The sequence below is a fragment of the Burkholderia sp. SIMBA_062 genome, from assembly GCF_046534765.1.
Lineage (GTDB): Bacteria > Pseudomonadota > Gammaproteobacteria > Burkholderiales > Burkholderiaceae > Burkholderia > Burkholderia ambifaria.
Genome location: NZ_JAWRYD010000005.1, coordinates 104,228 through 119,576, shown reverse-complemented (window position 1 = coordinate 119,576; position 15,349 = coordinate 104,228). Strand labels below are relative to the sequence as shown.

The following is a 15,349-nucleotide window of genomic DNA, read 5'->3' as shown; positions in this document are numbered from 1 at the left end:
CGATGAAACCGCTGCTGCGAGCCGTGCTGATCGTCGATGCCATGCTGCTGCTGGGGTTCGGCGTGCTGTTCGTGCTGACACCCTGGCAGGCGCTGTTCAACGCGCTCCAACTCGCGAACATCCAGCCGGCGATGCTCGGCCAGGCGTTCGGCATCGCGCTGCTCGGGCTCGCGTGGCTCGCGTTCCATGCGGCGGTCAACGGCGAACTCACGACGCCCGTCGCGCGCGTGGTCGGCCATGTGAACTGGCTGATCGGCGTGCTGACGGTCGTGTGGTCGTTCGGCACCGGCAACGGTCCCGCGCTCGCGGCCGCCGGCCGGGTGCTGTCGGCGATGGCCGGTGTCGCGCTGATCGTGCTCGGCCTCGGCGGCGTGCGGCTCGCATCAGCCGTGCGGCGGCGCGAGAAGGCGCAGGTGCTCGAGGCCCGCGACGCGAAGCGTCCGGCCGAACCGGCGCCGGCCTCCGCACCGCCGCGGCGGGTCGAGCCGGTCGTCGGCCGTCCGGCGGCGCCTTCCGCCCCGGCCGCGGCAGCCACGCCGGCCGCATCCGACCGATTGTCAGGCAGCGTCGCATTCGACGCGCGCCCGCCGTCGCGGGATTGACCGGCGATGCGTCGCGCGAGCCGCCTGCCGCCCGACGCCGTTGTCCATGTTATTGACGCAGCGCTTCATGCGCTGCTTTTCTTATTCTCTTCATCCCGTCCGCAGCCATGCACGACAAAATCCTGATTCTCGACTTCGGTTCGCAAGTCACCCAACTGATCGCGCGCCGCGTGCGCGAAGCGCACGTCTACTGCGAAATCCACCCGAACGACGTGTCCGACGACTTCGTCCGCGAGTTCGCGCCGAAGGCGGTGATCCTGTCGGGCAGCCACGCGAGCACGTACGAAGACCACCAGCTGCGCGCGCCGCAGGCCGTGTGGGATCTCGGCGTGCCGGTGCTCGGCATCTGCTACGGCATGCAGACGATGGCCGTGCAGCTCGGCGGCAAGGTCGAGTGGAGCGACCACCGCGAATTCGGCTACGCGGAAATGCGCGCGCACAGCCATACGCGCCTGCTCGACGGCATCGAGGATTTCAAGACGACCGAAGGCCACGGCATGCTGAAGGTCTGGATGAGCCACGGCGACAAGGTTGCCGAGCTGCCGCCGGGCTTCGCGCTGATGGCGTCGACGCCGAGCTGCCCGATCGCCGGCATGGCCGACGAGGCGCGCGGCTACTACGCGGTGCAGTTCCACCCGGAAGTCACGCACACGGTGAAGGGCCGCCAGATCATCGAACGCTTCGTGCTGCAGATCGCCGGCGCGAAGCCCGACTGGATCATGAGCAACCACATCGAGGAAGCCGTCGCGAAGATTCGCGAGCAGGTCGGTGACGAGGAAGTGATTCTCGGCCTGTCCGGCGGCGTCGATTCGAGCGTCGCGGCCGCGCTGATCCACCGCGCGATCGGCGATCAGCTGACCTGCGTGTTCGTCGACCACGGCCTGCTGCGCCTGAACGAGGGCAAGATGGTGCTCGACATGTTCGAGGGCCGCCTGCATGCGAAGGTCGTGCACGTCGACGCGTCCGAGCAGTTCCTCGGCCACCTGACCGGCGTGACCGATCCGGAAGCGAAGCGCAAGATCATCGGCCGCGAATTCGTCGAGGTGTTCCAGGCCGAAGCGAAGAAGCTGTCGAAGGCGAAGTGGCTCGCACAGGGCACGATCTATCCGGACGTGGTCGAGTCGGGCGGCACGAAGACGAAGAAGGCGACGACGATCAAGAGCCACCACAACGTCGGCGGCCTGCCGGAAACGCTCGGCCTGAAGCTGCTCGAACCGCTGCGCGACCTGTTCAAGGACGAAGTGCGCGAGCTGGGCGTCGCGCTCGGCCTGCCGCCCGAGATGGTGTACCGCCATCCGTTCCCGGGCCCGGGCCTCGGCGTGCGGATTCTCGGCGAAGTGAAGCGCGAATACGCGGACTTGCTGCGTCGCGCGGATGCGATCTTCATCGAGGAACTGCGCGGCACGACCGCGACGGCGCAGGATGCGGCTGCCGGGCTGTGCGGCGAGGCCGATGTCGGCAAGAGCTGGTACGACCTGACGAGCCAGGCGTTCGCGGTGTTCCTGCCGGTGAAGTCGGTCGGCGTGATGGGCGATGGCCGCACGTACGACTACGTGACGTCGCTGCGCGCGGTGCAGACCACCGATTTCATGACCGCGCACTGGGCGCACCTGCCGTACGCGCTGCTCGGCCGTGCGTCGAACCGGATCATCAACGAGGTGCGCGGGATCAATCGTGTGGTGTACGACATCTCGGGCAAGCCGCCGGCGACGATCGAGTGGGAGTGATGCGGCGCCGAGGCGTGCCTCGGTAGCCAATCACGGCATCGGATGATGCGAACGCCCGGCAGGGGAACCTGCCGGGCGTTTTTTGTGCCGCGCGGGTCGTGCGGGCCGTGCTGGCATCTCAGCGCTGCTTCGACAAGCAGGCCGTCGCATCCGCCCGGTCTCCGCCGAGTTCCGCCAGATACGGCCACGGATAAATGCCGCGCGCATGACCGTCGCCGAACAGCAGGCGGATGCCGTAGCCGGCCGCTTCCACGCCGTCCAGCGTCAGGCCGGCTTGCGCGTCGACCCGGCCGCCGTCGAGACGGATCTTCCGGCATGCGGCGCACGGGCAATCCTGCGCAACCGTGCATAGCCGATGCGTTGCATGGCGCCGTCCGGCCAGCGCAGCACCAATGCACGGGCCGTATGATCGACGCGGATCTCGGTCGGCGGCATCATCGTGCGTCATCTCCGATCTGCGCGATCGCGATTCGCACGGCTTTGCGCACCTCGGGATCGCGATCCTCAAGCGCGCCACGCAGAGCGGGCAGCGTCGCCGGATCGCGCAGTTCGCCAAGCGCGAGTGCCGCCTCTTTGCGCAGGTTGCTGATCGCATGCGACAGCAGTCCGACGACAGCCGGCGCCGCGGCCGCATCGCGCAATTGTCCGAGTGCGCGCACCGCACGCAGGCGCACCTGCCAGTAATCGTCGTCGAGCGCGGCGACGAGCGGCGCGCGTGCGGCCGCGACACGCAGCTTGCCGAGCGTCGCGGCGGCTTCCTCGCGGACCTGCCATGCGGCGTCGCGCAGCGCCGCCAGCAACGCGGTGACGACGGCCGCATCGTCGGGCGCCGCGAATCCGACCGCTCCGATCGCGATGCGCCGCACGTCCGCATGCGTGTCGGTCGTTGCGACGCGCGCGAGCGGCGGCAGCGCGCGCGTGTCCTTGAGCCAGCCGAGCACGGCTGCGGCCTCGGCGCGCACGGCCGACACCGGCGCGTCGAGCGCGCGCAACGCCGGCACGAATGCGTCGGGATCGCGCAGTTCGCGCAACCCGCGCAGCACGGCGACGAGCACGAACGGTTCGGCGTGTTCGGCCCAGCGGCACAGCACGGCGCCGGACGCGACGTCCTTCAGTTCGGACAGGCCTTGCGCGGCGATCGCGCGCACGCCGTCGTCGGGGTCGAGCAGCGCACGGCACAGCGCGTCGACGACATCGGGTTGTTCCCACGCGGCAAGCACGCGCGCGGCCTCGCCACGCACGTCGGCGGACGGATCGTCGCGCAGCGTCGCAACGAAGGTCGGCACGAGCTCGGAATCCTCGAGATCCGCGAGTCCGAGCAGCGCAATGCGGCGCACCGGTGCATCGGCTGCGGCGAGGCGCGCGACGAGCGCGGCATGATCGGCGGTCGGTACACCGGGCAGCGGGAAAGCGGAGGAAGAAGCGGTCATGGAAGAAAAGTCGGTGCGAAGAGTGGGTGGGCACACGCGCTCAGGTCACGTTGCGCAACAGTGCGAGCGAGCGGCGTTTGATGGCGGCGAACGCGGGCTCGGTCGTGCTGTCGTCGGTGCGTGGCCGCGTGAGCGGCACGCGGATGTCGGCGACGATGCGCGGCCGGATGTTGAGTAGCTGTGCTTGCATCACCCGGCGCGTCTGCGCGTGTGCGCGTCGGGGAGAGCGGTGCGCGGGTGGCGCGCGGCATCAGCGCAGCAAGTACGGGATGTCCACCTTGACCGCGCCGGTCGGGCAATCGCGTTCGCATGGCATGCAGTACCAGCATTCGTCGAACTGCATGTACGCCTTGCCCTTGGTCACGTCGATCGCGAGCAGGTCGAGCGGGCACACGTCGACGCAGACGGTGCAGCCCTTGTCGGCGATGCAGCGTTCCTCGTCGATCGTCACGGGCGCGCTGCTGCGCAGGAAGATGTCGTGCGGGGTATGGGGCACGGTAAGGCTCCTCGGAGTCAGAGTACGGCCGCGTGTGCGGCCGGTTCGCGGATGCGCAAGTGCGCGTACGCGCTGCGTTCGTCGTCGGCAAGCGGCACGACGTACGGTTCGACCGGCCGCTTCTCGCTGCGCATCGTGCCGTCGACGCTTTTGCGCAGCCAGGTGTGGCAGAACCATTCGGCGTCGTTGCGATGCGGGAAGTCGACGCGATGGTGATACAGTCCCCAGCGGCTCTCGGTGCGGAACAGCGACGCACGCGCGGCCATTTCGGCGCAGTCGCGGATCGCGCGCACTTCGGCCGCGCGCATCAGTTCGTGCGGGTGGTTCGCCTTTATTTCTTCGATGTCCTCAGTGATTCCGTAAAAACGTTGCAAGCCAATTTCCATCTTGCGCGTGACCTTCGGTGGTTGAAGATAGTCGTTCACCATGCGGCGCAGCTTGTATTCGACCTGCGCCGGCGCGAGGCCGCGCTCGCGCGTGAGCGGCGCGAGCACGCGGGTGCGTTCGGCGGCGACCTGTTCGTCGTCCACCGGCGCGTGATCGCGGCCGGCCACGTAGTCGGCGGCGTTCTGCCCGGCGAACCAGCCGTAGGTGAACGCGCCGAGCATGTAGTTGTGCGGGACGGCCGCCATGTCGCCGGCCGCGTAGAGCCCCGGCACGGTCGTTTCCGCGCGTGCATTCACGTACACGCCGGACGCGCTGTGACCGCTGCAGAAACCGATCTCGGAGATGTGCATCTCGACCATCTGGCGCCGGTAGTCGGTGCCGCGTCCCGCATGAAAGCGGCCGCGGCTCGGCCGCTCGTTCGTGTGCAGGATCTGCTCGATGGTCTGGATCGTTTCCTCGGCGAGGTGGTCGAGCTTCAGGAACACCGGACCGTTGCCGCTTTGCAGTTCCTGGTGGAACTCCCACATCATCTGGCCGCTCCAGTAGTCGCACTCGATGAAGCGCTCGCCCTTGCCGTTCGCGGTGAAGCCGCCGAGCGGCCCCGTCACGTACGCGCAGGCCGGGCCGTTGTAGTCCTTGATCAGCGGGTTGATCTGGAAGCACTCGAGGTTCGCGAGCGCCGCGCCCGCGTGGTACGCCATCGCGTAGCCGTCGCCCGCGTTGGTCGGGTTCTCGTATGTGCCCATCAGGTAGCCGGACGCCGGCAGCCCGAGACGGCCGGCCGCGCCGCAGCACAGGATCACGGCCTTCGCGCGGATCACATGAAAATCCGCGGTGCGGCAGTCGAAGCCGAGCACGCCGCTCGCGCGGCCCTGCGCGTCGGTCAGCACGCGCGTCGCGACGATCCGGTTCGTGATAGCGATGCGCGCGCGCTTCAGCTGCCGGTACAGCACCTTCTTGATGTCGTGTCCTTCCGGCATCGGCAGCACGTACGAACCCATGTGGTGGACCTTCTTCACCGCGTAGTCGCCGGTGCCGTCCTTTTCGAACTTCACGCCCCAGCGGTCGAGCTGCTCGATCGTCGCGAAGCTGTGCGTCGCATACGCATAGACGGCTTCCTGGTCGACGATCCCGTCGTTGGCGATCGTGATCTCGCGCGTGTACTGCTCGGGCGTCGCGTGGCCGGGGATCACCGCGTTGTTCAGGCCGTCCATCCCCATCGAGATCGCGCCGCTGCGTTTCACGTTGGCCTTCTCCAGCAGCAGCACGCGCAGCGACGGGTCGCGCTCCTTGGCCTTGATCGCGGCCATCGGGCCGGCCGTGCCGCCGCCGACCACGACGATGTCGTATTCGAGTACATGGGTGTTCATCAGAATTTGCTCCGAGAAACCCCGCCATTGATGGCGGGAAGGAAAGGAGTGCTGTTGACAGGCAGCTTCTTCCACGGGTTAGGATCACCTGCATGATTCTTGTCTACCGCTACCGCGTGAAGTCGCTCAACGGACTGCTCAACAAGCAGAGCCGTGCGGTGAACTACGTCTGGAACTTCTGCAACGATACGCAGAAGCACGCGCTCAAGTGGAGCAAGAAGTGGCCGACGGGATTCGATCTGAACGTGCTGACCACCGGTAGCAGTAAGGAACTCGGCATCCACTCCGGCACGATCAACGCGACGTGCGAGCAATATGCGAAGTCGCGCAGTCAGCACCGGCGACCTTACTTGCGCTATCGGGGCAAAAAGTCTCTTGGCTGGGTGCCGCTGAAGGGCCGTGACCTGAAGCGCGAGGGTGACGCGTTCCGTTTCGCCGGCAACACGTTTCGCGTGTTCAACAGCCGCCCGCTTCCCGAAGGCAAGATCAAGGACGGGACCAACTTTGCGCAGGATGCACGCGGCAACTGGTTTCTCAACATCGTGATCGAGATGCCCGATATGCAGGCCCGCCCGTTCCGTTCCGGTGTTGGCATCGATCTCGGCCTGAAAGACTTCGCCACACTTTCGACCGGCGAGAAGCTGCCCAATGACCGATTCGGCCGACGCGCGGCGGAGAAACTGGCGAAAGCGCAACGGGCGCGCAAGCACAAGCGACATATCGCGAAGTTGCACGCCAAGGTGACGAATGCCCGCGCCGACTTCCAGCACAAGCTCGCCCTCGATCTGGTGCGGCGTTTCGATTACATCGCGGTTGGCAACGTGTCTGCCGTCAAACTTGCCAGAACCAAGATGGCGAAGAGCGTCTACGACGCGTCCTGGTCGTCCTTCCGAAACAAGCTCCGTTACAAAGCGATGGCGCACGGGGCCACGTTCGAGGAAGTGGACGAAAGCGGTTCTACCCAGTCCTGTTCGGCGTGCGGGTCGAAAGACAGCACGACGCGGCCGAAAGGTATCGCGGGACTGCGAATGAGAGAGTGGGCCTGCGATGGCTGTGGTGTCGTGCATGATCGAGATACCAACGCTGCGCTGAACATTCTCCGATGCGGACGTGCATCGCCAGGTGTGGGAATCACCTGCCTTTAGGCGGGTGAGGACGTCAATGCGGGTTCCTTGCAGGTTGGAGCGCCTTCTGCCGATCGATGCGCAACCGGTACTGGAAGGCATCGCCGCGGAAGTACAGGTGTTCGTAGTCGATCGGCGTGCCCGCCGCGTCGTGCGTCAGGCGCTCGATCCGCAGCACCGGGCTGCTTTCCTCGACACGCAGCGCATCGACGATTTCATCGTCGGCGAGGATCGCGTCGATCGACACGTCGGCGTGGCCGAGCGGCACGCCGCAGTCGTTCTCGAGGATCAGGAAGATGTCGCGGGTCGCGAGATCCGCGCCCGCGAGTCGCTTGCCGAGCGCCTCGGGCACCCACGTCTGCTCGAGCGACACGGGCTCGCGGTTGAGCAGCCGCACGCGGTGGATCTCGACGAGCGCCGCGCCTTCCGGCACGTTCAGCTTCGTTGCGAGATGGCGGTCGGCCTTCATGGTGCGAACGCTGCGCAGCTGGTTGACGATCTCGTAGCCCATCGACGACATCGCCTCGGCGAAGCCCTGCAGCGACGTCACGTTCTGGAACGCCTTCGGCTTCGACACGAAGGTGCCCTTGCCGTGCAACTTGAACAGCAGGCCTTCCTTCTGCAGGTCGCCGAGCGCCTGGCGCACGGTGATGCGGCTCACGTCGAACATCGCGCACAGTTCGTGCTCGGACGGCATCCGGCTGTGCGGCGCATGGGTGCCGTCGAGGATCCGTGCGCGCAGCGTGTCCTTGATCTGCACGTAGAGCGGGGCCGCCGACAGCGGCACGACGTTGGGTGGGGTCATCGGTCAACTTGTTATGACAAGATGGCTCGAGTGTAGTGAGCGCGCTCGCGCGTCCAAACCAACGATTTCTGATTTCGACTTTCCGATTCCGGAAAAGCGGGCGCGGCGGCGCGGCCGATGTGCGTCGGGATCTGCCCGTTGTCGGTCGCTCGAATTCGAATATCGGCCGACGATCGGACATTCGCGCTGGCCGGTGTCGTGCGTGTCGATTTTCCGGCACGCCGTTCGTCGTATTGATATCGACGGGGCTAGTAGGGCGGCCGCGGGCCGGTTCCTGATCGATGCCTGTACGACGGAGAGAAAGGAGTAACCAGATGCCTGATTCCCGCTATCGCTGGGTGATCGTCGCCGCGGGCGGCCTGATGGGCTGCATCGCGATCGGCGCGATGTTCTCGCTGCCCGTGTTCCTGCGGGCCATTGCACGCGACACCGGCTGGTCGATGACCGGCATTTCCGCCGCGATGACGCTCGGCTTCATCGCGATGGCGTTCGCGAGCATCGGTTGGGGCAGCCTGTCGGACCGGATCGGCACGCGCGCGGTGGTCGTGACGGGCGCCGTGCTGCTGTCGGCGAGCCTCGCGCTCGCGAGCCGTGCACCGTCGCTGCTCGCGTTCCAGCTGATTTTCGGGCTGGCCGTCGGCAGTGCGACGGCCGCGGTGTTCGCGCCGATGATGGCTTGCGTGACCGGCTGGTTCGATACGCACCGCAGCCTCGCGGTATCGCTGGTGTCGGCCGGCATGGGCATGGCGCCGATGACGATGTCGCCGCTCGCGGCCTGGCTCGTGTCGGGGCACGGCTGGCGCACGTCGATGCTGGCGATCGCCGCGCTGGCCGCCGTCGTGATGATTCCGGCGTCGCTGCTCGTGCGCCGTGCGCCCGCGCTCGATGTGCCGCACGCCGCGCCGACGCCGGCAGGCGCTCCCGCGACCGCGCCGCTGTCGGTCGGCGGCGCGCTGCGCTCGCCGCAGTTCATCGTGCTGCTGCTGACCAACTTCTTCTGCTGCGCGACGCACTCCGGCCCGATCTTCCATACGGTCAGCTACGCGGTGACCTGCGGGATCCCGCTGATCGCCGCGGTGTCGATCTACAGCGTCGAGGGGCTCGCCGGCATGGGCGGACGCATCGCGTTCGGGCTGCTGGGCGACCGCCTCGGCGCGAAGCGCATGCTGGTAGCGGGGCTGCTCGCGCAGGCGCTGGGCGCGCTCGGCTATTACTTCGTGCGCACGCTGGACGGGTTCTACGTGGTCGCGACGCTGTTCGGCTTCATCTATGCGGGCGTGATGCCGCTCTATGCGGTGCTCGCGCGCGAGAATTTCCCGCTGCGGATGATGGGCACCGTGATCGGCGGCTGCGCGATGGCCGGCAGCCTCGGGATGGCGGCGGGGCCGGTCGCCGGCGGCCTGATCGTCGATGCGCTGGGTGGCTACGGCTGGCTGTACCTCGGATCGTTCGCGATCGGCATCGGTGCGTTCCTCGTTGCGATGATGTTCCGGCCGTTTCCGAAGGAGCGCTCGCAGCCGGTCGTCGCATGACCCGGCTGCCCCGAAATGACGATTTCGGCGAGATGACGACTGCTGGTTCGCGCCGACGAAAATAAAAAAAACGGGGCCGGCGTCGCATGCACAAATCAGGCCAGACTCGCGCCAAATCCCCGCAGAGCATGCTGCGGCGCAGCACAGCGGCAAGTCGCGGCGATCGGCACGCATGCGCGTCGATTCGGCCCCTAAAAACTCAATATCGAGCATACGTTCGAATGGCCTGTCATACGCGCGTCACCCTGCTAGAATTCGGCTGCCGCATTGTTCCGATTGACTAATGAGACTGCTTGACGCACTGGTCGAACAACGAATCGCCGCCGCCGCGCGGGGCGAGTTCGACGATTTGCCGGGTACCGGCGCGCCGCAGGCGCTGGATGACGACCTGCTCGTACCCGAGGAGGTGCGGGTGGCCAACCGTATCCTGAAGAACGCGGGCTTCGTGCCGCCGGCCGTCGAGCAACTGCGCGCGCTGCGCAACCTGCAGGACGAACTGCAGGCGGTCAGCGACCGCGCCGCGCGCTGCCGGCTGCAGGCGAAGATCCTCGCGCTCGACATGGCGCTCGAATCGCTGCGCGGCGGCCCGATGGTGATGCCGCGCGACTATTGCCGGCGCATCGCGGAGCGTCTGTGCGAGCGCGGGCTCGACGACATGCCCGCCGAAGCGGGGCCGATGTGAGCGTCGACGCGCTGCACGACGCGGCAGCCGGATCCGCTGCCTCTACCGATTCTCCCGTTCCCGAAGCCGCGCCCGTGTCGGCGCGCGACCTGCATTTCATGCGTCTCGCGCAGGCCGCGGCCGACGAGGCGCGCGCGGCCGGTGAAGTGCCGGTCGGCGCGGTGCTGGTGTGCGGCGACGAGGTGATCGCACGCGGCTTCAACCATCCGATCTGCGGGCACGACCCGTCGGCCCATGCGGAAATGGCCGCGCTGCGCATGGCCGCGCAGCATCTGCAGAATTACCGGATGCCCGGCTGCGAGCTGTACGTGACGCTCGAGCCATGCTTGATGTGCGCGGGCGCGATCATGCACGCCCGCATCGCACGGGTCGTCTATGGCGCCGCCGATCCGAAGACGGGGGCGTGCGGCAGCGTGATCGACGCGTTCGCGAATCCGCAACTCAACCACCATACCGAGGTGACCGGCGGCGTGCTCGCCGACGAGTGCGGCGCCGCGCTGAAGTCGTTCTTCGCGGAACGCCGCCGCGCGCTGCGTGAAGCGCGGCTCGCCCGCGACGCCGAAGCCGGCGCGTCATAAGCGCCCTTGAACGCGCCCGCCGAAGCGCGGCGGCCTGCCACGGTTCCGTGAACCCGAGCCGGTTCGGACCCTCTAAGCAGGTTTGACGACCCTGAATCCTTTCGCCATGTCCTTCCAGCCCGCCGCGTCCTACACCATCCGCCTGCTGGCGCCGTCCGGTTATCCGCATGATCCCGACGCGATCAATCGCGCGCTCGAACGCCTGAGCGGCGCGCAGCAGCGCATCGAGAACATCGAGGCGACGCAGCGCCGCTTTCAGCGTTTCGGCGGGACCGACGGCGAGCGGGCAGGCGACCTGAATCGCCTGGCGGATCCGGAGCGCGCGCTGCCGGACATCGGGCTCGCAGTGCGCGGCGGCTACGGTGCCGCGCGCATCCTGCACGGGCTCGACTATCGCGGGCTCGAGCGCCGACTGCGCGACCAGCCGATCGCGCTGGTGGGCCACAGCGACTTCACCGCGATTCAGCTCGCGCTGTACGCGAAGGCGCGCATCAAGACCTTCGGCGGCCCGATGCTGTCGGCCGACTTCGGCGCGGAAACGCCGAGCGACTTCACGATGCAGCACTTCTGGCAGACGCTGTCGCAGCCGACCACGACGATCATCGCCGAAGCGCCACAGGTGCAGACCGTGAACGTGACGGGCACGCTGTGGGGCGGCAACCTCGCGATCCTGACGTCGCTCGTCGGTACGCCGTACATGCCCGATATCGAAGGCGGCATCCTGTTCATCGAGGACGTCAACGAACAGCCGTTCCGGATCGAACGGATGATCTACCAACTGCATCTGTCGGGGCTGCTCGCGCGCCAGCAGGCGCTCGTGCTCGGGCAATTCACGGGCGCGCGGACGTTCGACTACGACAACGGCTACGACATGCAGGCGATGATCGACCAGGTGCGCTCGGTGATCGGCATCCCGGTCGTCACGGGGCTGCAGTTCGGTCACGTGCCCGACCTGCTGACGTTGCCGTTCGGCGCGCAGGCGCAGCTCGTCGCGAATGCGCACGGTTTCCGGCTTACGCTGTCGGACTATCCGCATCTCGGCTGAGCCGAGCAGGCGCCATCGAAAGGCGGGGGTTCCCCGCCTTTTCTTCAAGTATATGTGCAACTAACGGTCATGAATTTTCCTCGCCGCCGAGGGGGCTTGTCTCGTGGCATGCACCATTTTTGTCAACAAAATCGCCGGAAGAGTATACACCGTGAGCCGCCTTCAATAGGCCTGACACGCTTGATGTGCCTGGATATCGTGCGCCGCGCACGGATCTGGCGCGACGGGGTGCACACGGATTGTGCGTATTTCAAGAAAAGAATTGTTGACAATCTTTATGTCCATCCTAGGATGAGGACCATCACACGATGCAGATCATGAACGAGCCCGATTCCCATCCGTCCGGTACGGCCGGCCCCGAAGCGATCGCCGAGCGGATCCGCACCGCGATCCTCGAGCATCGGCTCGCGCCCGGCGCGAAGCTGACGGAGGCGCAGCTCTGCGACGTGTTCAGCGTGAAGCGCGGGACGATCCGGCAGGCGCTCGCGCTGCTCGCGGCCGACAAGCTGGTCGATCTCGAGCCGAACCGCGGTGCGTTCGTCGCGAGTCCGACGCTGCAGGACGTGCACGAGGTGTTCGAGATGCGCCGGATCATCGAGCTGGCCGTCGTCGAGCGGCTCGCGACGGGGCCGGGCGCGAAGCGGCTGAAGGGCGTCGCCGCGCTGATCGACAAGGAGCGCAAGGCGTTCGAGCGGCACGATTTCGCGGCGTGGATCCGCCTGTCGGGCGAATTCCATACGGCGCTCGCGGCGCTGACGGGCAACGCGACGCTCTGCGAGTGCCTCGACGGGCTCGTCGCACGTTCGACGCTGATGTCGGCGCTGTACGAATCGCACGGGCGCAGCCCGTGCTCGTGCGATGACCACGACGAGATCCTGAGCGCGCTGGAAGCGGGGGATCCGAAGCGGGCGGTGACGCTGATGGCGCACCACCTGCAGCATGTCGAACTGAAGATGCTGGACCGGCCCGCGCAAGGGCAGGTCGATTTGCGCGAAGTGTTCGGCGGCGCCTGAGCGGCGACGCGAACCGGCCCGCGCGCCACACGACGAGAGCAATGCAGGCCGGCGGTTTGCGCCGCCGGCCGCCAGTCCGACTCCGGGCGACGATTCGGAGCGGTATCGATGACGGTGGAGCGGCCGGGCGGCCGCATCAAGGAGAAGTCATGGCTCAGTTCAGTGTGGCGCACGACAGCGCGTATCCGGCGGAAGATGGCGGCGAGGGCGGCGGTTCCGCGTTGCCGGACGGTTACAGTCAACGTTTGTATAACGAAGATTTGGCACCCCTAAAGAATCAGACATGGGGTTCGTACAACATCTTCGCGTTCTGGATGTCGGACGTGCACAGCGTCGGCGGCTACGTGTTCGCGGGCAGCCTGTTCGCGCTCGGGCTGACGAGCTGGCAGGTGCTGATCGCGCTGATCGTCGGCATCACGATCGTGAACCGGCTGTGCAACCTGATCGCACGCCCGAGCCAGCAGATCGGCGTGCCGTATCCGGTCGCGTGCCGCGCGACGTTCGGCGTGCTCGGCGCTAACGTGCCGGCCGTGATCCGCGGGTTGATCGCGATCGCGTGGTACGGCATCCAGACCTATCTCGCGTCCAGCGCACTCGTGATCGTCGTGCTGAAGTTTTTCCCGCAATGGCTGCCGTACGCGGACGTCCATCGCTACGGCTTCCTCGGGCTGTCCGCGGTCGGCTGGGCCGGCTTCATGCTGCTGTGGGTGCTGCAGGCGTTCGTGTTCTGGAACGGGATGGAGACGATCAAGAAGTTCATCGACTTCGCGGGCCCGGCCGTCTACGTCGTGATGTTCATCCTGGCCGGCTACATGGTGTGGCGCGCGGGCTGGCGCAACATCGGCCTGAACCTCGGCGGCGTGAAGTATCACGGCGCGGAAGTGATTCCGGTGATGATCACGGCCGTGTCGCTCGTCGTGTCGTACTTCTCCGGGCCGATGCTGAACTTCGGCGACTTCTCGCGCTACTGCCGCTCGTTCGGCGACGTGAAGCGCGGCAACTTCTGGGGGCTGCCGGTCAACTTCCTCGCGTTCTCGCTCGTCACGGTGATCACGACGGCCGCGACGCTGCCGGTGTTCGGCGAACTCATCACCGACCCCGTCGCGACGGTCGGCCGCATCGATCATCCGACCGCGGTGATCCTCGGCGCGCTGACCTTCACGATCGCGACGATCGGCATCAACATCGTCGCGAACTTCGTGTCGCCCGCGTTCGACTTCTCGAACGTCGCGCCGCGCCTGATCAGCTGGCGCGCGGGCGGGATGCTCGCCGCCGTCGCGTCGATCTTCATCACGCCCTGGAACCTGTTCAACAACCCGGCCGTGATCCACTACACGCTCGACGTGCTCGGCGCATTCATTGGCCCGCTCTACGGCGTGCTGATCGCCGACTTCTACCTCGTCAAGCGCGGCCGCCTCGTGCGCGACGACCTCTACACGATGTCGGAGAGCGGCACCTACTGGTACACGGGCGGCGTGAACCGCCGCGCGCTCGCCGCGCTGCTCCCGGCCGCGGTGATCGCGGTCGTCTGCGTGATGGCGCCGGGCTGGCAGGGCGCCGCGAACTTCTCGTGGTTCATCGGCGCGGGGCTCGGCTTCGTGTTCTACCGGCTGCTCGTGAGCACGAAGGCCTGAGGAGCGCGCGATGAAGATCAAGCTGATCAATCCGAATACGACGCAGCGGATGACGGATGCGATGGGTCGCTGCGCACGTGAAGTCGCGGCCGCGGGCACCGCGATCGTCGCGGTGAGCCCGCCGATGGGGCCGCCGTCGATCGAAGGCTATTACGACGAGGCGCTCGCGACGCCCGGGCTCCTCGCCGAGATCGCGCAGGGCGAGCGCGACGGCTGCGACGCATATGTGATCGCGTGTTTCGGCGATCCGGGGCTGTATGCGGCGCGCGAGGTCGCGCGCGGGCCGGTAATCGGGATCGCCGAGGCGGCGATGCACGCGGCGAGCGTGCTCGCGCCGGGCTTCTCCGTCGTCACCACGCTCGCGCGCACCTGTGGGATGGCATGGCATCTCGCCGAGCGCTACGGGATGAAGCGGTTCTGCCGCAACGTGCGCGCGACCGACGTCGCGGTGCTCGAGCTCGACCGGCCAGGTTCGGCCGCGCGGCGGATCATCGTCGACGAATGCCGGCGCGCGCTCGACGAGGACGGCGCCGACGCGATCGTGCTCGGCTGTGCGGGGATGGCCGAATTCGCACACGAGATCGAGCGGCAGATCGGCGCGCCGGTCGTGGAAGGCGTGACGGCGGCCGTCAAGTGGGCCGAGGCGCTTGTCGCGCTGCGCCTCGGGACCGCAAAGCGCGGCGACTATGCGCGGCCGCTGCCGAAGCGCTATGACGGCGAATTCGCGCGCTTCAGCCCGGCGGAGGACTCGTCGCCGGCCGCGCCGGCCGCCGCCACGGCGCGCAGCGGGATCGCCGAGCCGGAACGGGCGCCGGATTTGCCGCCCCCGCACATACACACCGTCTGACCTGCACTATCTGCGCCGCTGTATGGGCGCGTCCGCACCTTTTCGCTACACTGGGCCGTCATCGCATCGGCCCGCGC

The 15,349-nt window shown here is 67.2% G+C and carries 14 protein-coding genes and 2 pseudogenes; 10 read left to right on the top strand and 6 right to left on the bottom strand.

Annotated elements, in window-relative coordinates; all coding sequences use genetic code 11:
- Positions 1 to 2: 2 nt before the first annotated feature.
- Together SB786_RS07140 and guaA are read left to right on the top strand one after the other, a co-directional pair.
- A complete protein-coding gene (locus tag SB786_RS07140; RefSeq protein ID WP_410726902.1) occupies positions 3 to 602 on the top strand; it encodes a hypothetical protein in 600 nt (199 codons plus the stop codon).
- Between the two features lie 107 nt (positions 603 to 709).
- Positions 710 to 2,329: a glutamine-hydrolyzing GMP synthase gene (guaA, locus tag SB786_RS07135; protein ID WP_410726901.1), complete on the top strand. Its 1,620-nt coding sequence runs from the start codon at positions 710 to 712 to the stop codon at positions 2,327 to 2,329.
- A 118-nt stretch (positions 2,330 to 2,447) separates the two neighbouring features.
- Here the strand turns inward: guaA and SB786_RS07130 are convergent.
- From SB786_RS07130 to SB786_RS07110, 5 genes and pseudogenes are all read right to left on the bottom strand, one after another.
- Positions 2,448 to 2,767 (bottom strand): annotated as a pseudogene (locus SB786_RS07130) (gamma-butyrobetaine hydroxylase-like domain-containing protein).
- Positions 2,764 to 3,759, bottom strand: coding sequence for a HEAT repeat domain-containing protein (locus SB786_RS07125; protein WP_410726900.1), 996 nt, complete (start codon positions 3,757 to 3,759; stop codon positions 2,764 to 2,766). Before SB786_RS07125 ends, SB786_RS07130 begins: the two are co-directional and overlap by 4 nt.
- A 40-nt stretch (positions 3,760 to 3,799) precedes the next feature.
- Positions 3,800 to 3,967 (bottom strand): annotated as a pseudogene (locus tag SB786_RS07120) (ABC transporter ATP-binding protein); the annotation flags it as partial.
- 42 nt (positions 3,968 to 4,009) lie between these two features.
- Entirely contained in the window at positions 4,010 to 4,255 is a 246-nt protein-coding gene (locus SB786_RS07115) for a ferredoxin family protein (protein WP_006764074.1), read from the bottom strand.
- A 17-nt stretch (positions 4,256 to 4,272) separates the two neighbouring features.
- Positions 4,273 to 6,012 carry a fumarate reductase/succinate dehydrogenase flavoprotein subunit gene (locus SB786_RS07110; RefSeq protein WP_410726899.1) on the bottom strand — a complete coding sequence of 580 codons (1,740 nt, stop codon included), beginning with the start codon at positions 6,010 to 6,012 and terminating at the stop codon, positions 4,273 to 4,275.
- Positions 6,013 to 6,104: 92 nt separating this feature from the next.
- Between SB786_RS07110 and SB786_RS07105 the strand changes: the two genes are divergently transcribed.
- A complete protein-coding gene (locus tag SB786_RS07105) occupies positions 6,105 to 7,157 on the top strand; it encodes an RNA-guided endonuclease InsQ/TnpB family protein (protein ID WP_410726898.1) in 1,053 nt (350 codons plus the stop codon).
- A 13-nt stretch (positions 7,158 to 7,170) separates the two neighbouring features.
- On the opposite strand, the gene SB786_RS07100 is transcribed toward SB786_RS07105, so the two are convergent.
- Positions 7,171 to 7,941: a GntR family transcriptional regulator gene (locus tag SB786_RS07100; protein ID WP_410726897.1), complete on the bottom strand. Its 771-nt coding sequence runs from the start codon at positions 7,939 to 7,941 to the stop codon at positions 7,171 to 7,173.
- Between the two features lie 314 nt (positions 7,942 to 8,255).
- Between SB786_RS07100 and SB786_RS07095 the strand changes: the two genes are divergently transcribed.
- The 7 genes from SB786_RS07095 to SB786_RS07065 all read left to right on the top strand — a co-directional run bounded on the left by SB786_RS07095 (position 8,256) and on the right by SB786_RS07065 (position 15,272).
- A complete protein-coding gene (locus tag SB786_RS07095) occupies positions 8,256 to 9,473 on the top strand; it encodes an MFS transporter (RefSeq protein WP_410726896.1) in 1,218 nt (405 codons plus the stop codon).
- 283 nt (positions 9,474 to 9,756) lie between these two features.
- The gene (locus SB786_RS07090; protein ID WP_175737619.1) at positions 9,757 to 10,155 is read left to right on the top strand and encodes a DnaJ family domain-containing protein; all 399 of its coding nucleotides are present in this window, start codon (positions 9,757 to 9,759) and stop codon (positions 10,153 to 10,155) included.
- Entirely contained in the window at positions 10,152 to 10,733 is a 582-nt protein-coding gene (gene tadA, locus SB786_RS07085; RefSeq protein ID WP_410726895.1) for a tRNA adenosine(34) deaminase TadA, read from the top strand. The genes SB786_RS07090 and tadA overlap by 4 nt, the downstream gene beginning before the upstream one ends.
- A gap of 106 nt (positions 10,734 to 10,839) precedes the next feature.
- Positions 10,840 to 11,778: a muramoyltetrapeptide carboxypeptidase gene (gene ldcA, locus SB786_RS07080; protein WP_410726894.1), complete on the top strand. Its 939-nt coding sequence runs from the start codon at positions 10,840 to 10,842 to the stop codon at positions 11,776 to 11,778.
- Between the two features lie 308 nt (positions 11,779 to 12,086).
- Positions 12,087 to 12,791 (top strand): GntR family transcriptional regulator, encoded by a 705-nt coding sequence (locus SB786_RS07075; RefSeq protein WP_284889943.1) that lies wholly within the window; start codon positions 12,087 to 12,089, stop codon positions 12,789 to 12,791.
- Between the two features lie 149 nt (positions 12,792 to 12,940).
- Complete coding sequence (locus SB786_RS07070) at positions 12,941 to 14,425, top strand: NCS1 family nucleobase:cation symporter-1 (RefSeq protein ID WP_410726893.1); 1,485 nt, start codon at positions 12,941 to 12,943, stop codon at positions 14,423 to 14,425.
- Between the two features lie 10 nt (positions 14,426 to 14,435).
- Positions 14,436 to 15,272, top strand: a complete 837-nt coding sequence (locus tag SB786_RS07065) for an aspartate/glutamate racemase family protein (RefSeq protein ID WP_410726892.1) — start codon at positions 14,436 to 14,438, stop codon at positions 15,270 to 15,272.
- The last annotated feature ends 77 nt before the right edge of the window (positions 15,273 to 15,349 follow it).